General features: G+C 69.3%; 19 protein-coding genes and 1 tRNA gene. 13 read left to right on the top strand and 7 right to left on the bottom strand.

The genetic code is table 11. The annotated features are described in order from the left end of the window. The first annotated feature begins 192 nt into the window (after positions 1–192). The 3 genes from J5X75_RS31385 to J5X75_RS31395 all read left to right on the top strand — a co-directional run bounded on the left by J5X75_RS31385 (position 193) and on the right by J5X75_RS31395 (position 1868). Positions 193–1074, top strand: coding sequence for a helix-turn-helix domain-containing protein (locus J5X75_RS31385; protein WP_208471156.1), 882 nt, complete (start codon positions 193–195; stop codon positions 1072–1074). Next, positions 1044–1262 carry a DUF397 domain-containing protein gene (locus J5X75_RS31390; protein ID WP_372441892.1) on the top strand — a complete coding sequence of 73 codons (219 nt, stop codon included), beginning with the start codon at positions 1044–1046 and terminating at the stop codon, positions 1260–1262. The genes J5X75_RS31385 and J5X75_RS31390 overlap by 31 nt, the downstream gene beginning before the upstream one ends. A 162-nt stretch (positions 1263–1424) precedes the next feature. Further along, positions 1425–1868, top strand: coding sequence for a hypothetical protein (locus J5X75_RS31395; protein ID WP_208471157.1), 444 nt, complete (start codon positions 1425–1427; stop codon positions 1866–1868). Positions 1869–1871: 3 nt separating this feature from the next. Here the strand turns inward: J5X75_RS31395 and J5X75_RS31400 are convergent, their stop codons facing one another. The 3 genes from J5X75_RS31400 to J5X75_RS31410 all read right to left on the bottom strand — a co-directional run bounded on the left by J5X75_RS31400 (position 1872) and on the right by J5X75_RS31410 (position 3756). After that, the gene (locus J5X75_RS31400; RefSeq protein WP_208471158.1) at positions 1872–2495 is read right to left on the bottom strand and encodes a hypothetical protein; all 624 of its coding nucleotides are present in this window, start codon (positions 2493–2495) and stop codon (positions 1872–1874) included. Between the two features lie 143 nt (positions 2496–2638). Then, positions 2639–3463 (bottom strand): WecB/TagA/CpsF family glycosyltransferase, encoded by an 825-nt coding sequence (locus J5X75_RS31405; RefSeq protein WP_208471162.1) that lies wholly within the window; start codon positions 3461–3463, stop codon positions 2639–2641. Positions 3464–3673: 210 nt separating this feature from the next. After that, positions 3674–3756, bottom strand: a tRNA-Leu gene (locus J5X75_RS31410). A 232-nt stretch (positions 3757–3988) separates the two neighbouring features. On the opposite strand from J5X75_RS31410, the gene J5X75_RS31415 reads away from it, so the two are divergent. The 7 genes from J5X75_RS31415 to pknB all read left to right on the top strand — a co-directional run bounded on the left by J5X75_RS31415 (position 3989) and on the right by pknB (position 12744). Next, on the top strand, positions 3989–4774 hold the full coding sequence (locus tag J5X75_RS31415; RefSeq protein ID WP_183225796.1) for an FHA domain-containing protein: 786 nt from the start codon (positions 3989–3991) through the stop codon (positions 4772–4774). Between the two features lie 5 nt (positions 4775–4779). Beyond that, the gene (locus tag J5X75_RS31420; protein WP_208471163.1) at positions 4780–5262 is read left to right on the top strand and encodes an FHA domain-containing protein FhaB/FipA; all 483 of its coding nucleotides are present in this window, start codon (positions 4780–4782) and stop codon (positions 5260–5262) included. Next, complete coding sequence (locus tag J5X75_RS31425) at positions 5259–6614, top strand: PP2C family protein-serine/threonine phosphatase (protein ID WP_208471165.1); 1356 nt, start codon at positions 5259–5261, stop codon at positions 6612–6614. The genes J5X75_RS31420 and J5X75_RS31425 overlap by 4 nt, the downstream gene beginning before the upstream one ends. Positions 6615–6691: 77 nt before the next feature. Further along, positions 6692–8146, top strand: coding sequence for an FtsW/RodA/SpoVE family cell cycle protein (locus tag J5X75_RS31430; RefSeq protein ID WP_208471166.1), 1455 nt, complete (start codon positions 6692–6694; stop codon positions 8144–8146). Then, positions 8143–9645, top strand: a complete 1503-nt coding sequence (locus tag J5X75_RS31435) for a peptidoglycan D,D-transpeptidase FtsI family protein (RefSeq protein ID WP_208471168.1) — start codon at positions 8143–8145, stop codon at positions 9643–9645. The genes J5X75_RS31430 and J5X75_RS31435 overlap by 4 nt, the downstream gene beginning before the upstream one ends. Position 9646: 1 nt before the next feature. Then, complete coding sequence (locus J5X75_RS31440) at positions 9647–10981, top strand: serine/threonine-protein kinase (RefSeq protein ID WP_208471169.1); 1335 nt, start codon at positions 9647–9649, stop codon at positions 10979–10981. Continuing rightward, the gene (gene pknB / locus J5X75_RS31445; protein WP_208471170.1) at positions 10978–12744 is read left to right on the top strand and encodes a Stk1 family PASTA domain-containing Ser/Thr kinase; all 1767 of its coding nucleotides are present in this window, start codon (positions 10978–10980) and stop codon (positions 12742–12744) included. The genes J5X75_RS31440 and pknB overlap by 4 nt, the downstream gene beginning before the upstream one ends. 60 nt (positions 12745–12804) lie before the next feature. Here pknB and J5X75_RS31450 read toward each other — a convergent pair whose 3' ends face one another. The 4 genes from J5X75_RS31450 to J5X75_RS31465 are packed head-to-tail and all read right to left on the bottom strand — an operon-like array spanning position 12805 to position 16002. After that, complete coding sequence (locus tag J5X75_RS31450; RefSeq protein WP_208471171.1) at positions 12805–13455, bottom strand: aminodeoxychorismate/anthranilate synthase component II; 651 nt, start codon at positions 13453–13455, stop codon at positions 12805–12807. Positions 13456–13459: 4 nt separating this feature from the next. Beyond that, a complete protein-coding gene (locus J5X75_RS31455; protein WP_208471173.1) occupies positions 13460–13711 on the bottom strand; it encodes a hypothetical protein in 252 nt (83 codons plus the stop codon). Between the two features lie 3 nt (positions 13712–13714). Continuing rightward, positions 13715–15205 carry a class E sortase gene (locus J5X75_RS31460; protein ID WP_208471174.1) on the bottom strand — a complete coding sequence of 497 codons (1491 nt, stop codon included), beginning with the start codon at positions 15203–15205 and terminating at the stop codon, positions 13715–13717. Further along, the gene (locus J5X75_RS31465; protein ID WP_208471175.1) at positions 15205–16002 is read right to left on the bottom strand and encodes a DUF881 domain-containing protein; all 798 of its coding nucleotides are present in this window, start codon (positions 16000–16002) and stop codon (positions 15205–15207) included. The genes J5X75_RS31460 and J5X75_RS31465 overlap by 1 nt, the downstream gene beginning before the upstream one ends. Before the next feature lie 198 nt (positions 16003–16200). On the opposite strand from J5X75_RS31465, the gene J5X75_RS31470 reads away from it, so the two are divergent. The 3 genes from J5X75_RS31470 (at position 16201) to J5X75_RS31480 (ending at position 20250) form a co-directional block, all read left to right on the top strand. Next, the gene (locus J5X75_RS31470) at positions 16201–16464 is read left to right on the top strand and encodes a cell division protein CrgA (protein WP_208471177.1); all 264 of its coding nucleotides are present in this window, start codon (positions 16201–16203) and stop codon (positions 16462–16464) included. A gap of 174 nt (positions 16465–16638) precedes the next feature. Then, on the top strand, positions 16639–18786 hold the full coding sequence (locus tag J5X75_RS31475; protein ID WP_208471179.1) for a (Fe-S)-binding protein: 2148 nt from the start codon (positions 16639–16641) through the stop codon (positions 18784–18786). Positions 18787–18915: 129 nt separating this feature from the next. Beyond that, positions 18916–20250 (top strand): hemolysin family protein, encoded by a 1335-nt coding sequence (locus J5X75_RS31480; protein ID WP_208471180.1) that lies wholly within the window; start codon positions 18916–18918, stop codon positions 20248–20250. Positions 20251–20316: the final 66 nt, after the last annotated feature.

Genomic DNA, 20316 nt, shown 5'->3' on the forward strand with positions numbered 1-20316 from the left:
CCCGTATCGGACGTCGTCTTGCTGGCATTTGTCGGACTTGCTCGCGTCTTTCAAGAACGTTAAGTGATGCAAGCCATACGGAAAGATTGCACCACCAGTCTCGTCGATGCAAGTTGCATGTCACGCTTCCGTGATTCTCCGTGATCATCCAATGTGCTTGAACGATCATGAGCGGCTCGGGAGACTGGTCCGGTGAATCGACGCCGCAGTCCCACCGTCCGTCGACGCCGCCTCGGGGTGGAGCTGCGCAGGTATCGCGAGGCGGCCGGCGTGACGATTGATGTGGTGGCCGAGCGGCTGGGCTGCTCGACATCCAAGATATCCCGGATCGAAACCGGGCATACCACCGCCAGCCCGCATGACGTGAGCGCCATGTTAGCTATTTATGGTGTCGATCCGGACATTTCAGGAGAGTTAGTTGAAATCTCGCGAGATGCCCGGAAGAAAGGTTGGTGGCACCCCTTCTCCACCGTCCTGAACAGCACGTATGTCGGCTTCGAGGCCGAAGCTAGATCAATTCAGGCGTACGAGCAGCAGGTCATTCCGGGCCTTCTGCAGAGCGAGCAGTACGCAATGGCTCTCATTCGATCCGCCCGATGGGATGACACCGATCAGGAAATCGCGCAACGGGTCCGCGTCCGTATGGAACGGCAGTCGTTACTGATTCAGGACGATCCAATCGATCTCTGGGTGGTGCTCGATGAAGCGGTGGTGAGTCGCCCGGTCGGTGGCGACGCGGTCATGCGCGATCAGTTGCGACATCTGGTCGAGACCGCCGGTCTGCCGAACGTGACCCTCCAGATCCTGCCGTTCGCGGTCGGCGCGCATGCCGCCATGGACGGTGCGTTCGCGATCCTCGACTTCCCCTCGGACGGTGACCCCGCCGTGGTGTTCGCCGAGAACGCGGCCGGCGGGCTCTTTCTGGAGAAGGACGACGAACTCCGCAAGTTCCGCGAGGTGTTCGGCACCATCCGGGCCGCCGCCCTGGATCCGGAGGCGTCCATCGAGATGATCGAGAAGCTGGCAGAGGAGCCATTGTGGAAATCGAGGCGAAGGGCCTCCGAGTCGATCTGAACCAGGCACGCTGGTTCAAGAGCACGCGGAGCGGGCCGAACTGCGACAACTGTGTCGAGGTCGCGTTCGTCGGCGAGGCTATCGCGGTGCGCGACTCGAAGAACCCGTCGGGACCGGCGCTGATCTTCACGACCGCGGAGTGGGACGCGTTCGTGGGTGGAGCCAAGGACGGCGAGTTCGACCTCTGAGGATGCCTGAGCGGCCGGTCCGGTGATCCGTTCACCGGGCCGACCGTTGCTATTTGCCCGATTCGCGTCGCTGTGCGCGACTCGCCTCGTTGAAAGCTCCAGGCGCGGACCGGACCGCGCTGACGGGCCGGGACACACCACCGACGAGGCAAGGCAGTAGAGATGACTATTGGTTCCGAGAACCTCAGCAGCGGTTCGTCGACGGCGCAGGACCGCTTCAGCGGAGGCGTGAGCGCCTACCGGCAGGGCCGGCGGGAAGCTCTCACGGGCGATCACAGCGACGGTGAGCTGGTGTCCCGTACCAGCTCCGGCCTGCCGACCCGGTCGCCCGGGCGTTCCCACAGCATCGAGCCGACCAGCTCGCTCGACCGGGCCGCGAGGCTGCCCTCCCTGGATCTGCAGAACCTGAACGAGCCGGTCTTCCCGTCCGGAACCTGGAGCGACTCGTCGAGCCAGTCGATGGCCGACCACCCGCTGCTCCGTGGACTGCTGCTGGAGCTGCCGGCTCGTGGCACGCTGCCGCCGTCGGAGTGGCTGGACCGCTGGTTCGAGGCGACCCGCTCGATCCTGGAGCTGCTCTACGTCCAGGAAGCCAAGCAGCACTGACGATCAGCGGGCGCCGGCCGGCGCCCGCTCCCGGTCCCGGCGGCCGATCGGGGCCAGCACCAGCGGGGCCAGGCGGCTGTGCCGCAGCGCCGCCCGGATCCCGATGCCGGCGACGGTCACCATGACGACGGTGACGGCGATGCCCAGCATGCCGGTCGCCACGCCGCCGGGCACGTCCACCAGGCCGGCCGCGATCGGGAGGCCCACCAGCGCGGCCACGCCGGTGATCTGCAACGGCGCGGACAGCAGCGGGTGGGCGGCCGCGGCGCGCAGGGCCGGCGGAACCGGCGTCAGCGGCGCGGTGGCGAACGCCCCCGCGCCGCGGCGCACCCAGCCGAGCCGGCGCAGGGTCGCGGTCAGCACGATCAGTGCCGGTACGCCCGGCAGCAGGGCGGCGGCCGGCGCCGCCGAGACGCCCGGCATCAGGGCGGCGACCAGGGGGACCGCGGCGAACACCGCGACGCCCGCGCCGACCAGCGCGGAGAGCAGACCGGCACGGCGGCGCAGCTGACGCGCGGTCACGGCGGCGGGCATCCCGTCGACCAGGAGCCCGGCGGTGAGCCAGACGGCGGCGAGGGTGCCGATCAGGATGACGTCCACGACGGTGTTCACATCGACAGCGTTCACCGTTCGCGTTCGTACCGAAACCGGGATATGCCCGGACCGGGCACCCGTAGGGGTCCCGCGCCACTAGGCGTAGGCGCCCCGGGACGCTCCGTCGAGAACGGACAGTGATCTACAACGCACTGTCCGAGACAGGATCCGGTCGGTCAGACGGCGAACTCGTGGACCCGCTCGGTGGCGGGCGCCGGCGGGGTCGCCTTCCACAGGCCCAGCCGCTGTGCGGCGAGACGGCTCAGGTACGCCGGGTTGAGCAGTACATACCGCTTCCACAGCCGCTTCGGCTCCAGGCCCAGGCGCCACAACCACTCCAGCGCGTACCGCTGCATCCAGGCGGGCGGGTTCTTCAGCAGGCCGGCGTGGTAGTCGAAGGCGGCGCCGACGGCGAGCAGCGGCATGTCCAGCAGCGGGCGCATGGCGTAGGTGAAGATCTCCTGCCGCGGGCAGCCCAGGCCGACCAGCACCACGCGGGCGCCGGACGCCTTGATGCGTTCCGCGATCGCCTCCGCCTCACCGGGCTCGGACTTCCGGAACTTGGACGCCTCGACACCGGCGATCCGCAGCGACGGGAACATCCCCATCAGGGCCGGGACCAGCCGCTCCAGGGTGGGCTCGGTCGACCCGTACAGGTAGACGGGCAGGCCCTCGGCGGCCGCCTGCTCGACGACCCGGAGCGTCAGCTCGGGCCCGTACACCCGGTCGGTCAGTCCGGCCCGGTGCAGCACGTTCAGCGCCCAGCGGACCGGCTGGCCGTCCGGTGTGACCAGATCGAACGAGTTCAGCCGGGCGTTGTGGGCGGGGTCCTCGACGCCGGTCATCACGCCGTGCACCGCGAGCGCCGTCACGGCGAACCCGCGCCGCTCCCTGGCGGCCTCGATGATCTGCGCGGTCGCGGTCGCGTAATCGGTCGCATCCACGAGCACACCGAGCACGTTGCGCTTGCCCTGCCCGACACCCGCACTAGTCGCTGTCACGACCGTCACTCCACCCTGAGAACCGATGAGGCGGCGAGCATAGCGCCCCGTACACCTTCACCCGAAAGTTGACGTGAAATTCCGGCGCTCACCCGTACTCCAAAGGGGTTGATCTTGTAGCCCACCCGAAAGCGCGACTGAATCGCCGAAGCCCGGAAACGACGAAGCGCTCCCGTCCGCAAAGCGGAACGAGAGCGCTTCAACGACTCGTGGGGATGGGGGGAGTTGAACCCCCACGTCCTTTCGGACACACGGACCTGAACCGTGCGCGTCTGCCATTCCGCCACATCCCCATGTGACTTGCCTCGAAGATCATACATCCGACCTTCTCGGCCGAAGCGGGCTGGTCGAACCTGCTTCGTTGTTACTGGTTGCGACAGACTACGCTGTCGCACGTCACCAAGCGAGTAGATACCGCCTCGCGACGCTGGAAACACTAGCACGGCGTCGTAGGCGGTCATACGAGGGTCAGAAGTGCCGGCTGCTCTTGGGCTAAGGATGCGCAAGCGGCCGCCGGATACCATCATGTCCTCGGAACCCGAGGAGGAGCCGGTGAGCGTGCTGCAGCGCTTTGAGAAGCGATTGGAAGGCCTGGTCGAAGGGGCCTTCGCGAAGGTGTTCAAGGGTGTCGTGCACCCTGTGGAGATTCTGAATGCCATGCAGCGGGAGGCCGAGGCGCACAAGGCCATCCTCGCCGGTGGCCGCACCCTCGTGCCCAACCGCTACGTGATCGACCTGTCGCCATACGACCACAGTCGGCTGGCGCCCTATGCCGCCGCGCTGGCCCAGGAGCTGGCGCAGTCCCAGGCCGAGTTCATCGGTGAGCAGGCCTGGACGGTCTACGGCGACGTGATCGTCGAGATCGAGCGTGGCGACGGACTGGACACGGGCATGTTCCGGGTCACCGCGGAGGTGTACACCGGCGGCGAGGTCGCCCCGGTGCAGCAGCCCGCGTACGACGCCGGCCCGCAGTACTCGCCCTACGACCAGCACCAGCAGGGTGGCTACCAGCAGCACCACGGTGGCCCCCGCAGCGTCGGCCTGGTCTCCGGCGACGGCCGGACCTACCCGCTGCAGATGGGCTCGACCGTGATCGGCCGCGGCGACCAGGCGAACCTTCGCCTGCCCGACGTCGGCATCTCGCGGCGCCACGCCCGGCTGGACTACGACGGCAACCAGGTCGTGCTGACCGATCTGGGCTCGACGAACGGCACCATGGTCAACGGCCAGCGGGTGTCCGCCGTCGCGCTCAACCCGGGCGACATGATCCAGCTCGGCACCACCACGCTCACCTTCCGAGTGGACGGCTAGCGACCTTGCCCGAATTCGTCCTCACCGTCGCCCGATTCGGTTTCCTCATCCTTCTGTGGATCTTCGTGTTCACGGTGGTCGGGGTCATCCGGCGGGATCTCTTCGCCGGTGGCCGGTCCAAGAGCATCGTCGCCAGCCCTCGGGGGGTGGGTGGCGCGGTGCTCCAGGGCCGGCCGGCGAAGGCGAAACGCGGTAAGGCGGCGCGGCAGCTCGTCGTGACCGCCGGTCAGCTGGCCGGCACCCGGATCACGCTCGGTGAAGCCCCGATCACGATCGGCCGCGCCGAGGACTCGACGCTCGTCATCACCGATGACTTCGCGTCGGCCCGGCACGCCCGGTTGGTGCCCCGTGACGGCCAATGGTTCGTGGAGGACCTCGGCTCGACCAACGGCACGTACCTTGATCGCGGTAAGGTCTCCGGACCCACTCCAGTCCCCCTTGGCGTTCCGATCCGGATCGGGCGCACTTCTCTCGAGTTACGGCCATGACCCTGACCCTGCGCTATGCCGCTCAGAGCGACCGCGGTCTGATCCGAGACCTGAACCAGGACTCCGTCTACGCCGGGCCGCGACTTCTCGCTGTCGCGGACGGCATGGGCGGCATGGCCGCCGGTGACGTCGCGTCCAACATCGTTATCGCCGCCATGGCGCCACTCGACGACGACGTCCCCGGGGACGCCATGGTCGACGCGCTCCGCCACGCCGTCGGGACCGCCAACCAGCAGTTGCGGGACACCGTCGACGCCAACCCCCAGCTGGAGGGGATGGGGACCACGCTGACCGCGGTCCTCTTCTCCGGCAGCAAGTTCGGCATGGTGCACATCGGGGACTCCCGCGCGTACCTGCTGCGCAAGGGCGAGTTCTCGCAGATCACCAAGGACGACACCTACGTCCAGATGCTGGTCGACGAGGGCCGGGTCAGCCCCGAGGAGGCGAGCAGCCACCCACAGCGGTCGCTGCTCACCCGGGCGCTGGACGGCCGGGACATCGACCCCGAGTACTCCGTCCGCCAGGTGCTCAAGGGCGACCGCTACCTGATCTGCAGCGACGGGCTCTCCGGCGTGGTCAGTGGCGAGACGATCGCGCAGACCATGCGCGAGCTCACCGACCCGAAGGCGTGCGTGGAACGGCTGGTGCAACTGGCCCTCCGCGGTGGCGGGCCGGACAACATCACCGTGATCATCGCCGACGCCATCGACGACATCGTCGAGCAGGCGCCGATCGTGGGCGGCGCGGCCTCCCTCGACCGGGGCAACACCACGGTCGCCGACAGCTCCACCTCGGCCGCCCGGGCCGCGGCGCTCAAGCCGCAGCCGCGCCCGGCGCAACCGGAGCCGGCCACCAACGGCTACGACCGGGACCCGGAGCCCTCCGGCCACCCGGTCCGGACCGCGCTCATGGTGCTGGTGCTGCTCGGGGTGCTCGGCGGTGGCCTGTGGCTGGGCTGGAAGTACACCCAGGACCAGTACTACGTCGGCGCTACCGACGCGGGTCAGCTCGCCATCTTCCAGGGCGTGCCGGGTCAGATCGCCGGGGTCGACCTGTCGACCGTGAGTGAGACCAGCCAGGTCAGCCTGGAAGACCTCACGCCGGTCGCCCAGGAACGCGTCAAGCAGGGCATCCACGCCGACAGTCAGACCGCCGCCCGTTCCACGCTGGCCGGTCTGACCAGCGAGGAGCCGTCGAACCCGAACCTCAAGCCGATCTGCAACGCCGCCGGTGTCGCGCCGTCGGCCTCCGCCTCGGCAACGCCGGCGAAGACCACGCCGGCCCCGTCCGCCGCCGCCTCGGAGAGTGCTCCGCCGAGCGTCGACCCGGTCGGGTGCCGGACCGTCGACTGAACACACGGCCTACACGTCTGGGGAAATTCTTGACCGCGCCCGCCGTACCGGCTCCGACACCCGCCTCCACGGGCGAGATGTCGCGTATCCGGCAATGGAAGACGCGCCGCAACGCCGAGCTCGGACTGCTCGCCTTCGCCATGCTTCTCGTCGCCGCGTTCGGCGCGACGGTGGAGGCGAACCAGTTCGACGAGATCCGGCCGAACTTCTGGGTGCCGGCCGCGCTGATCGGCATCCTGTTCCTCGGCCTGCACGTGGTCGTCCGGTTCACGGCGCCGTTCGCCGACCCGGTGCTGCTGCCGGCGGTGGCGCTGATCAACGGCATCGGGGTGGCGTTCCTGCGCCGCCTCGACATCGCCCGGGCGATCGCCAACGACGAGCCCGTACCCGGGTTCTTCGCCGAGACCGGCGGCCGCCAGCTGGCCTGGACACTGCTGTCGCTGATCCTGGCGGCGGTGCTGCTCCTGCTGCTGCGCGACCACAAGGTGATCTCGCGGTACGCCTACACCCTGGGTCTGGTCGGCATCGTGCTGATGATGATCCCGGCGGTGCTGCCCGGCAGCATCTCCGAGGTCAACGGCGCGAAGCTGTGGATCCGGTTCGGGTCGTTCTCGATCCAGCCGGGTGAGTTCGCCAAGCTCGCCCTGGTCTCCTTCTTCGCGTACTACCTGGTGCGCAAGCGGGAGGTCCTGTCGCTGGCCAGCCACCGGTTCCTCGGCATCGACTTCCCGCGTGGCCGGGACCTGGGCCCGGTCGTCACGGTGTGGCTGTTCAGCCTCCTCGTCCTCGTCTTCGAGAAGGACCTCGGCACCGCGCTGCTGTACTTCGGGCTCTTCGTCGTCACGTTGTACGTGGCCACCGAGCGGTCCAGCTGGCTGATCATCGGCCTGGTCCTGTTCTTCGGCGGCGTCTACGTGGCGTACCTGCTGGGCTCCACGATCGGCGGCCCGTTCGCGAACTTCTACGACCGCGCCGAACTGTGGCTCGACCCGTTCTCCCAGGAGAACTACACCCGCGAGAGCGGCAACAGCTACCAGCTGGTCCAGGGCCTGCTCGGGCTCGGCACCGGCGGCCTGTTCGGCACCGGGCCGGGCGCCGGCTCGCCGGGCAAGGTGCCCGAGGTCCGGACCGACTTCATCTTCGCCGGGCTCGGCGAGGAGGTCGGCCTGTTCGGGCTCTCCGCACTGCTGGTCGTCTACCTGCTGATCGTGGAACGCGGCCTGCACGCGGCGCTGGCGGTCCGTGACTCGTTCGGCAAGCTGGTCGCCGGCGGTCTGGCCTTCACCCTCGGCCTCCAGGTCTTCGTCATCCTCGGCGGCATCACCGGCCTGATCCCGCTGACCGGCCAGACCACCCCGTTCCTCTCCGCCGGTGGCTCGTCGCTGATGGCGAACTGGTTGCTCATCGCGATGCTGTTGCGGATCTCCGATGCCGCGCGCCGGCCGGCGAACAGCCTCGCCGAGCGGACCAGCGGACCGAAGAAGGCACCCACCCAGTTGCACGGCGCCATGACGGAGGTGATCAAGCCGTGAACGCCCCCCTCCGACGCTCCGGCGTCGTCATCCTCGTCCTGTTCGGCCTGATCTTCGCCAACCTCAACTGGATCCAGGCGTACCGGGCCGACGACTACCGCACCGATCCGCGCAACCAGCGGGTCCAGGTCGCGGAGTACGACCGGCCCCGCGGTTCGATCGAGGCGGCCGGCGGTGTCGCCCTCGCCCAGAACACCGAGACCGAGGGCGAGCTGAAGTACCAGCGGGTCTACCCGAAGAAGGAGATCTACGCGCCGATCCTCGGCTACAAGCCGGTGGAGGGCGCCGCGGTCGGCATCGAGGCGGCCGAGAACGACATCCTCTCCGGCGCCAGCGACAAGCTCTTCGCGGACCGGCTCAGTGACATGTTCACCGGTGACAGCACCAGCGGCGGCAACATCGTCCTGTCGATCAACCCGCGTGCGCAGGAGGTCGCCTGGAAGCAGATGACCGACAACGAGCGCGGCGTCACCAAGGGCGCGGCGGTCGCGATCGACCCGGCCACCGGCGCCGTCCAGGCCATGGTGTCGATGCCGAGCTACAACCCGAACCCGCTGGTCAGCCACGACGCGGCGGCGGCCCGGCAGGCCTACGACAAGCTCGAGGCCGACAAGGGCCAGCCGCTGCTGAACCGTGCGGTGGCGAACACCCTGCCGCCCGGCTCCGTGTTCAAGGTGATCGTCTCGGCGGCCGCGCTGGAGCACGACTACAACATCGGCAGCGAGCTTCAGGCGGGCAGCGTCTACCAGGAGGGCGGCGCGACGATCCGCAACTCCGAGGACGAGGTCTGCCCCGGCAGCACGATCACGCTCAAGGAGGCGCTGACCACGAGCTGTAACACCGCGTACTCGCGGCTCGGCGTGAAGCTCGGCCGCGATGTGGTGATCGACACAGCGAAGAAGTGGGGCTTCGAGAACGAGGACCTCGTCGTCGGCGACCTGGAGAGCAAGAAGGGTCTCTCGGTGGCGGCCAGCCGGACCGGCGCCATCGCGAACGAGGACGGCTCCGTGGACAAGGCGGCGCTGGCCCAGTCCTCGCTCGGCCAGCGGGACGTCCGGATGACCCCGCTGCAAGGTGCCATGATCGCCGCGACGGTCGCCAACAACGGCAGTCAGATGCAGCCCTACCTGGTGCAACAGCAGCTCGACTCGGACCGCCGGACCATCTACACGGCCAAGCCGAAGGAGCTGCGCCAGCCGATCGACTCGTCGGTCGCGAAGGACCTCCAGGAGATGATGCAGAGCGTCGTCGAGAACGGCACCGGCAAGAACGCGCGGATCTCCGGGCTCACCGTCGGCGGCAAGACCGGCACCGCCCAGAACGCCGCGGGCGCCGACCCGCACGGGTGGTTCGTCGGCTACGCCCTCGATGAGGACGGCAAACCGGTCTCCGCGGTGTGCGTCATGCTGGAGAACGTGCCCGGCGGGCACGCCAGTGCCGAGGCTGCCCGGATCGCCGGGCTCATCATGAAGGCCGCCGCGGGCCAGGGAGGGAACTGACATGATCCGCCCGGGGGTCACGCTCGGGGGGCGATACCGCTTGGAGGAGCGGATCGCCGGGGGCGGCATGGGCGACGTCTGGCGCGGCACGGATGACGTGCTCGGCCGTACCGTCGCGGTCAAGATCCTGCTGCCCGCCCTGCTCGACGAGCCGGGCTTCGCCGAGCGGTTCCGCGGTGAGGCCCGGACCATGGCGACCATCAACCACCCGGGCGTCGTGGACGTCTACGACTACGGCAGCGACCAGCAGATCGCGTTCCTGGTCATGGAGTACGTCGAGGGTGACGCCCTCTCCCGGACGCTGAGCCGGGTGGGCCGTCTGACGCCGGCCCGGACCATGGCGCTCGTCGCGCAGGCCGCCGACGCGCTCCAGGCCGCACACGGCAACGGCATCGTGCATCGCGACGTCAAACCCGGAAACCTTCTGGTACGCCCGAACGGCACCCTGGTCCTGACCGACTTCGGTATCGCCCGCTCCGCACTCGTGGGCCAGCTCACGGTGGCCGGCGCGGTGCTGGGCACGGCGTCGTACATTTCCCCGGAGCAGGCCGCCGGCGACGTCGCCACCCCGGCCTCCGATGTGTACGCCCTCGGTGTCGTCGCCTACCAGTGCCTCTCCGGCCACCGCCCGTTCGACGGCGCCACCCCGATCGAGATCGCCATGAAGCACGTCCGGGAGACCCCGCGGCCGCTGCCCGGCGACATCCCGCCCGCGGTCCGCGCCATCGTGGAACGCGCCATGGCCAAGGACCCGGCGGCCCGCTGGCCCAGCGCCTCGGCGATGGCCGCGGTGGCCCGGCAGGCGGCGTCCTCGCTGACCACGAACGTGCAGCAGCCGGTCGTTCAGCCGGCCCCGCCGGTCAGCCCGGCGCCGCCGATGAACCGTCCGCAGTCCGGCGGCCCCACCGCGGGAGCGGCCCGGGCCGCGGTGCCCCGGCCGGTCTCCGGCGCCCGGGGAGCGGCGTCGGTGCCGGTCCCGCCGGTGGCGCCACCGATGTCGCCGGCTCCCTACCGGCAGCAGTCGGCTCCGCCGGTCAACGCCTACCATCCTCCGGCCGCCAAGCCGGAGAGCTCCTTCGGACGCCAGGTGCTGGTTGTCCTCGCCGTCGTACTGGCGCTCCTGGTGCTGCTCTGCGCCGGGGTCATCTCTTTCCTGTTACGACATGGCAACGGCACCACCGCCGGGAGCAACACGCTGGGCTATCACAGCAGCTCCCCGGCTATCCTCCGCTCGGGCGTGGTCGCTGACCCTGTGTCGGTGACGTCGTACCGTCTTACGAAAGCCGATGCCCAGCTCGGCTGGATCCGACCGAACGAAGGACGACAGACGTTATGACGGCGCAGGCCCGCCTGCTCGGCGGCAGGTATCAGGTCGGCGAGCTGCTCGGCTACGGCGGCATGGCCGAGGTGCACCGTGGCCGTGACCTCCGGCTCGGGCGCGACGTCGCGATCAAGATGCTGCGTACCGACCTGGCTCGCGACGCCACGTTCCAGGAGAGGTTCCGCCGCGAGGCGCAGAACTCCGCGGCGCTGAACCACCCCGCCATCGTCGCCGTCTACGACACCGGTGAAGAGGTGTCGGCCACCGGCGAGAAGCTCCCGTTCATCGTGATGGAGTTCGTCAACGGACGGACCCTCAAGGAGGTACTCGCCCAGGAGCAGCGCCTCCAGCCACGCCGGGCCCTCGAGATCATCGCCGACATCGACGCCGCCCTGGAGTTCAGCCACCGGCACGGGATCATCCACCGGGACATCAAGCCCGGCAACGTGATGATCACGCAGAACGGCCAGGTCAAGGTGATGGACTTCGGCATCGCCCGGGCGCTGGCCAGCGGCGCCACCACGATGACGCAGACCAGCGCGGTCATCGGCACGGCACAGTACCTCTCCCCGGAGCAGGCGCGCGGCGAGTCCGTCGACGCCCGGTCCGATGTGTACGCCGCCGGTTGCGTCCTCTTCGAGCTGGTCATCGGCCACCCGCCGTTCGTCGGTGACAGCCCGGTGAGCGTGGCGTACCAGCACGTCCGGGAGGACCCGCGGACGCCCAGCTCGATCAACCGGGAGATTCCGCCGGAGATCGACGCGATCGTCCTGAAGGCGCTGGCCAAGAACCCGCTCAACCGCTACCAGAGCGCCCAGGAGATGCGCGCCGACGCGCTGCGTGCCGTCTCCGGCCGCCCGGTGATGGCCACCCCGGTGATGAGCCAGGCCGAGACCGTGGCGATGACCGGCGGCCCGCGCCAGCAGTGGCAGCCGCAGGCCGCCACCACCATGCAGCGGCCGGTCTCGCCGGCGATGGGCCCGCCCCAAAAGCCGGAGAGCCGGTCGTCGTGGGTGATGGCCGCGGTGGCCGGCGTGGCCGTACTGGTCGTGGTGGTTCTCGGTGTGGCCCTGGCGATGGACCGCGACAAGACGCCCACCAACAACGAGCCGCAGTCGGTCCCCATGCCGACGTTGGTGGATCTGACCGTGGACCAGGCGAACGCGGAACTCACCCGGGTGGGGCTGACCAACGTCGTTCCCAAGAAGCCGACGACGCGTGAGGACTGCGACGGCAAGATCGTCGACCAGAACCCGCAGCCCGGCACCACCACGGAGCTCACCCAGCAGGTGAGTTATCAGGTGTGCAACAAGCCTAACGAGGTGCCCGTGCCGACGGGCCTGGTCGGTGGCACCAGCGCCGCGGCCAAGGCGGCCATTGAGGGTGCCGGTCTCGAGGTGGACTTCCGCAGTATCGACAACGTGGCCGAAAAGGGTCAGGTTCTCGATGTCGAGAGCGAGGGCGAGAAGGTTCCGCCCGGCACCACGATCACGGTCAAGGTGTCGAACAACAACCTGGTGATCGTGCCGGACGTGGAGAAGCGGACCCAGGAGGCCGCCGAGGCCCTGCTGGAGGCGAACTTCCTGACCTTCGACGTGGTCTTCGTCCAGGTCGACGGCGAGCCGGGCACCGTGCTCAGCCAGACTCCCGCCGCCGGGAAGAAGGTCAAGAAGAACACGCAGGTCAAGCTGCAGGTGATCGTCGCAGCCGACCCGAACCCGAGCGGCTCCCCGTCGCCCGACCCGACCGGCGCGGGCGCCGGTGAGGAAGTCGACTGAGGCGTAGGACGACGAGAAAGGCCGGGGGAGGAGATCCCCCGGCCTTTTCGTTTCGCCGGATCAGGCGGTGGCGAAGGCGGCGCGGCGGCGGGTCTCCACCTCGGCGGCCAGCGCCGGGGCCTTCTCCAGGGCGGACGGCAGGCCGCAGGAGGCCAGCCAGTTCGCCAGCATGGTGTGACCGCCTTCGGTCAGCACCGACTCCGGGTGGAACTGCACACCCTCGATCGGCAGGTCGCGGTGCCGCATCGCCATCACCACGCCGGACTCGGTCGTGCCGGTCACCTCGATCTCCGCGGGCAGGGTCTCCGGCACGACGGCGAGCGAGTGGTAGCGGGTGGCGGTGAACGGGTCGGGCAGCCCGGCGAGCACACCCACGCCCCGGTGGTGCACATCGGAGGTCTTGCCGTGCAGCAGCTCGGGGGCGCGGGCCACGGTCGCCCCGAACGCGGCACCGATCGCCTGGTGGCCCAGGCAGACACCGAACATCGGGATCTTCCCGGCGTACTCCCGGATGACGTCCATCATGATCCCGGCGCGGGTCGGCTCGCCGGGGCCGGGCGACAGCAGGATGCCGGCCGCGCCGAAGCCGCCCACGTCGGCCACCGAGATCTCGTCGTTGCGCCGCACCTCGCAGTCGGCGCCGAGCTGGCCAAGGTACTGCACCAGGTTGAAGACGAACGAGTCGTAGTTGTCGATCACCAGAATGCGCACGTCATCACCTGCTGGGAGTGGGCTGCGGCTGATTGGAGGTGGTGCTGTACGGAAGCTCGTCGTCCGGAAGTGTCGCGCCACCGGCGTCCTCCCCGGTGCCGGCCTCCACCTGGACGTCGTCGAACGGCAGCAGCGGGGTGGCCCACGGGAACACCACGTACCAGAGCAGCAGCCCGACCACCGACATCAGCGCCAGCGACATGGCCAGCTTGCTCCAGCCGCCGCCGGGCAGCTTGCGCCAGATCCATGCGTACATCCGTCATGCCTTCATCTCGGCCGGCATGCCGGCGTCGGGCAGTGCCTGGTCGCGGGGGACGGTCTGCACCAGTTCGGCGTGGATGACCAGGCGCTGGTAGTTGTTGAACTTCGGGTTGCAGGTGGTCAGCGTGAGCAGCGCCTTGGTGGGTTTCGCCTTGGGCTTGCCCGGGACCGCGGCGACCACCTCGACCTGGTTCGGCTTCACGATCTCCTGGTCGTAGACGCGGTAGACGAACCAGCTCTCCCGGGTCTCGACGCCGATCACGTCGCCGGACTGGAGCTCGTCGAGGCGCCAGAAGATCTTCTTGATCCGGTGGCCGGCGACCGAGAAGTTGCCGATCTTTCCGGGTTTCGCGGTCTCCGGGTAGTGGCCCGGCGCGTACCGGATGTCGTCGGGCTGCACGCCGTCGACGACCACCCACTTCTTGTCGAACTTCGGGATGTAGAGGCGGCCGACCAGGTTGGCGCCGGGCGCCTTGGGGCCCTTGACCGCGGTGCTCGCGGTCGGCGCCACGGTCGGGTCGGCCCAGGCCTGGTCCAGTTCCTCGCCGAGGTTGTCCTGTTCGGCCTGCACCGCCGCGGAGTTGCCGAAGACCTGGTAGCCGGCGAAGAGCAGCACCACCAGACCGAAAGTGATCATTACTTCGCCGGCGGTGCGGATGCCGGTCCGGATGCGGGAGCCGACGGTGGGGCGGGTCAGCTCCGAATAGACGCTCTTGTAACCCTCGTCGGTCTGCTCCGGCCGCAGCCTGACCACCCGCTCGCCCCGCTTCGCCTTGACCGGCTCCGCGGTGTCCGGGTCCGGTGTGCCGGTGCCGGCCGGGTCGCCACCGGCGCCCGTCCCGGTTGCGGCGGTCACCGGTGCGGCTCCGAGCGCGGCGTCCGGCCCGGCCGCCTCCCGGGCGGCATCCGCCGCGCTCTTCGCGGGTTTCGCCGGGACCGTCGGAAGGATGCCGGTCGGAGCATCCACCGTACGGATGACCGTGGTGACGCTCGGATCCCGTGTCGGCCCGGCCGTCCAGGGCTGCGCCGGTGTGCCCGTCGTGGGCAGCCATGCGGTGGTCCCGCCGGGAGTGCCGGGCGCCTCCGGCGGGGGCCAGGCCGGCTCGGTGCGCGACCAGCGGTCACTGGGCTGCCGGCCGGCGGAGGGTACGCCGATGGCCGTCATCGGGTCGGTGGGCGGGCTCAGCGGCTCGCTGGGCGGCGGTATCGCCGGGGCGGGGGTCCAGGTGGGGATGGGCACCCTCGGGTCGCCCAGCTCGTTTGCGGGGGCCTTCGCGGGGAAGGTGCTCTCGCCGGCCCGCGACGCCGTGGGCTCGGGACGCGGGTCGACGTTGCCGCCCGGCCCGATCGGCGGCGCGAGTGGCCCGCCGGGCACCCCGTCGGGCGCCGCATCGGTGATCCGGGGGATGTAGGCGGTCTGCGCGTCGCTGTCCGGTGCGCGGTGGCGGCCCGATCCGGACGGACGTGCCGGGTACTCGGGGGGAACCATCACCGGGCAGCCTGCGCCGATCGGAGGTCGGTCGATCCGTCGTACGCCTGCAAAGTCACGTTCTTCTCCACCTTTTCCTGGTAGCCGAGCCCGAAGTCGGCGACGGCCTCCCGGAACTGCCTGACTCCCTCTGACGACTCCAACGCGCGACTCAGCGCTGTGGGTTCGCCGATCGCCGTGATCTTGAACGGAGGTGAGAAGACCTGGCCGTGAAGGAGCAGCGTGTTGCCGACACAGCGTACCGCGCTCGTGGAGATCACCCGGACGTCCATGATCGTCATAGCCTCGGCCCCACCAGCCCAGAGAGCGTTCACGACGGCCTGCACGTCGCCCTGGTGGACGACCAGAGCGTCGTTGTCCGGAGCGTTGTCGCCGAAGTCGGAATCACGCCTGGGGGAGTCGTCGAGAGTGATGCTCAGGCCCGGGCCGCGCATCTTCGAGAAGCCGGCCGACTGACGCAGGGCGCCGGCCTGATGGAGAGCCGGCCGGCCCAGCTCGGCCAGCCGGGCGGTCTCGGCGTCGACCGACTTCCGCAACTCGGCCGCGCGCTTCTCGCCGGCCGCCAGGCGAGCCCGCTTCTCGGCGATCAGTTGGGTCAGCTGTGGGCGCCGGTCGTCGCGCAGCGCCGTACCGTCGGCGGTGTTGGCGGAGGTGGTGAAGAGCAGACCCGCCGCCAGCGCGATCAGCGGAACCCCCACCGACCAGAGGGAACGGCGCTGGTCGCGCCGTGGCCGGAGGCCGCGGGCGACGCGCCGGAGAACGAGTTTCCAGGAGGCCCCGGCGACGCCGTCGTCCACGTCGCCTCCCACTCGAAAGCCCACCCCGCCCCCCTCAAGAACAGACGCCGAGGTATTTTCCTGCCCCGGCGGGTGCCTCTCGGCACAACGCCTTGACTACGCTAGCTGTCGAACAGTATTCGCCACGGGCAGCATTCGGGACTCCCGGAGCCGCTCAGCGGTGGGTTGTTCACCACTTGTTGCCCTCAGGAGAGCACCGTGCCCAAGTCGCAGGTTCGCAAGAAGAAGGTCTACACCCCGCCGTCGGACATCAGCCCGGCAGTCAAGGGTGCGTCCAACAAGCCGAGTCCGGTGTGGGTTCCGGCCACCGCGGTCGCCCTGATCGTCATCGGCATCGCGTGGCTCGTCGTCTACTACCTGTCCTCCCAGCAGTGGCCGGTGGAGAGCTGGGGCTACTGGAACCTCGCGGTCGGCTTCGGCTGCATGGTGGCCTCCCTGGGCCTGCTCTCGCGCTGGCGCTGAATCTCACACTCCGCCATCGCGCGGTCCCGTGAAAAACTGCAGAAGCAAGCGCACCCCCGCTCGTCGTGGGGTGCGCTTTCGGCGTGGGGGTGCATCGCCTTGACCTGCGGCGCGCGCCCGTCTATTACTCGTGGGTAACATAGGCTGGCGCACCGCCGACCGAGGAGGCACCAGATGGGCATCGCGCAGATAATCGCCACCGTCTTAGCGGGGGCAATCACGGTGGTGGCCGTCTATCTGGCGGTTCGCGCCGTCATGACCATCACCGCGGTGATCCGGCAGGGCCAGCCCGATCCGGCCCGATTCGCCGAGCCGAAGGTCCGGACGAAGACCATGCTGGTGGAGACCGTCGGTCACACCAGGATGCTGAAGTGGTCCGCCATCGGCGCGGCCCACTGGTTCGTGATGGTCTCGTTCGTCATCCTGTCGTCGCTGGTCCTCGAGGCCTACTTCGAGGTCGTCGACCCGCACCTGGGCCTGCCGATCATCGGGCACTGGGTCGTCTTCGGCCTGGTCACCGAGTGGATCGGTATCCTCGGCACGGTCGGCATCCTCTACCTGGTGCTCGTCCGCCAGCGCCAGAAGCCGGGCGCGGTGAAGCGGAGCCGGTTCCTGGGTTCGACCATGTGGCAGGCGTACTTCGTCGAGGCCGTCATCGTCGGGGTGCTGATCTTCGGCTTCCTGATCCGGGGCTTCAAGGTCGCGACCGACCACTTCGAGTACCCGCTGTGGGCCACTCCGCTGAGCCACGCCATCGGCTCGGTGCTCCCGGCCTGGGAGGCCGGCGCCACCTGGGCCGCGCTCGTCAAGATCCTGATCTCGATGACCTGGCTGATCACCATCTCGCTGAACCCGACGATGGGCGTCGCCTGGCACCGCTTCCTGGCGTTCTTCAACATCTACTTCAAGCGCAGCCCGGAGAAGCCGGCCGGTTCCGGCCTGGGCGCCCTGAAGCCGATGATGAGCGAGGGCAAGCCGCTCGACTTCGAGGAGGCCGACCCGGAGAAGGACCTCTTCGGCGTCAACCAGGTCGAGCAGTTCACCTGGAAGGGCCTGCTCGACTTCTCCACCTGCACCGAGTGCGGCCGCTGCCAGTCGCAGTGCCCGGCGTGGAACACGGCCAAGCCGCTGTCGCCGAAGCTGCTCGTGCTCTCGCTGCGCGATCACGCCTACGCCAAGGCGCCCTACCTGCTCGCCGGTGGCGGCAAGGACCTGATGGGCGAGGAGAAGGCCACCGAGGCGCAGCTCGCCCACATGGACGTCCTCGCTCTCGCCGAGGGCAACCGCCCGCTGATCGGCACCGCCGAGGAGCAGGGTGTCATCGACCCGGACGTGCTCTGGTCCTGCACCACCTGCGGCGCCTGCGTCGAGCAGTGCCCGGTCGACATCGAGCACATCGACCACATCGTCGACATGCGCCGCTACCAGGTGCTGATCGAGTCGAGCTTCCCCTCCGAGGCCGGCGTCATGCTGCGCAACCTGGAGAACAAGGGCAACCCGTGGGGCGCCCCGCAGAACACCCGCGAGGACTGGACCAAGGGCCTGGACTTCGAGGTGCCGCGGGTCGGCGAGGTCGAGGACTTCGACTACCTGTTCTGGGTCGGCTGCGCCGGCGCCTTCGAGGACCGGGCCAAGAAGACCACCCGCGCGGTGGCCACGCTGCTCAACGAGGCCGGTGTCAAGTACGCCATCCTCGGCGAGGGCGAGACCTGCACCGGCGACCCGGCCCGCCGGATCGGCAACGAGTTCATCTTCCAGATGCTCGCCCAGCAGAACGTCGAGGTGCTGAACGAGGCGCTCGGCGAGAACACCACCAAGAAGATCGTCGCGACCTGCCCGCACTGCTTCAACACCCTCGGCAACGAGTACGAGCAGCTCGGTCTCAAGGTCGAGGTGGTCCACCACACCCAGCTGCTGGCGCACCTGGTCAAGGAGGGCAAGCTCACCCCGGTCCAGCCGATCGAGGGTGACGTCACCTACCACGACCCCTGCTACCTGGGCCGCCACAACCGGGTCTTCGACGCCCCGCGTGAGGTGCTCGGCGAGACGGCCAACCTGGTCGAGATGCCGCGTAACCAGGAACGCTCCTTCTGCTGCGGCGCCGGCGGCGCCCGGATGTGGATGGAGGAGCGGATCGGCAAGCGGATCAACGTCGAGCGTACCGAGGAGGCCCTGGCCACCGGCGCCAAGACGATCGCCGTGGGCTGCCCGTTCTGCTACACGATGATCGGCGACGGGGTCACCGGCAAGGGCAAGCAGGAAGAGGTCGAGGTGGTCGACGTGGCCACCGTCCTGCTCCGCTCGCTCAAGAAGGACGCCTGACCCGGATGTCTCCTGATGGCCGGTCGCCTCGGCGGCCGGCCATCGGCGTGCAAGGACGGGATGTCACACCCGGCACGGTTAGTGCCGGACGTCCCGGTCCGGCACAATGAGTCCCGAGGTGAAGCGATCATGGACGGCCTGCTCCTGACCGCGGTGCTCCCGCTGGTCGCGTTCGCGCTGCTGACGGGTGGCAACGCGTTCTTCGTGGCAGCCGAGTTCGGGCTGGTGACCGTCGACCGTGCCGAGATCGACGCGCGTGCCCAGGCCGGCGACCGGCGGGCCGCCAAAGTCCGTACCGCCCTGCAGGAACTCTCCTTCCAGCTCTCCGGAGCGCAACTGGGCATCACGCTGACCGCGCTGCTCACCGGTTACCTGGCCGAGCCGGCGCTCTCGGAGATCTTCACCCCCGTGGTGGAACCGTTGGCCGGCCCGTCGACCGAGACCGTCACCCACGTGATCGCCCTGGTCGTGGCCACCCTGATCTCGATGCTCTTCGGCGAGCTGGTGCCGAAGAACGCGGCGCTGGCCCGTCCGATGGGGATCGCGCTGCGCACCACCACCCCGCTGCGCGGCTTCTCGACCCTCTTCAAGTGGCTGATCGCCGCGCTCAACGGCACCGCCAACTGGCTGGTCCGCAGGCTCGGCATCGAGCCGCAGGAGGAGCTGGCCAGCGCCCGCTCGCCGGAGGAACTCGGCCTGCTCGCCGCGATCAGCGCCTCGGCCGGCGCGCTGCCGGCCGAGACCGCCACCCTGATGCGCCGGACCATCCGGTTCGGCGAGAAACGGGCGGCCAAGGCGATGACGCCACGCGTCGACGTGGTCGGTCTCAAGACCACCGCGAGCGCCGCGGATCTGATCACGGTGGCGCGGGAGACCGGCCACACCCGCTTTCCGGTGTACGAGAACACGCTCGACGCCGTGACCGGGGTGGTCGGCGTGAACGAGGCCCTCGGTGTGCCACCCGAGCGCCGGGCCGCCACTCGCGTCTCCACCCTGGCCAGGGAGCCGGTCTACGTACCGGAGAGTCTGAGCCTCGACAAGGTGCTGGAGGCGCTGCGGGCGGCGGGCGCCGACCTGGCCATCGTGGTCGACGAGTACGGCGGCACCGACGGCGTGGTCACCACCGAGGACCTGGTCGAGGAGCTGGTCGGGGAGATCGCCGACGAGTACGACACCGACCTCGCCGAGACCGGAACCCAGGAGCTGACCGCCCCGGGTGGGGAGAAGACGTTCCTGGTCGACGGCCTCCTGCGCGAGGACGAGGTGCATGAGCAGACCGGCTTCCGGTTGCCCGAGGGGCCGTACGAGACGCTGGCCGGCTTCCTGCTCGCCCGGCTCGGCCACATCCCGGTCGCCGGGGAATCGCTGGAGGAAGACGGGTGGGAGTTCACCGTGATGGAGGTCGACCGGCACCGGATCGAGCAGGTCCGGGTGGTCGCGCCGGCGGAGAGCACCGATGAGTGAGCTTGCGAACGAATCAACAGGCGCAGTTTCCCAGTCATGCCGACGCTGGAGCGCAGCGGAGGCGGC

This window comes from Actinoplanes flavus, from assembly GCF_017592555.1.
Taxonomy (GTDB): Bacteria; Actinomycetota; Actinomycetes; order Mycobacteriales; family Micromonosporaceae; genus Actinoplanes; species Actinoplanes flavus.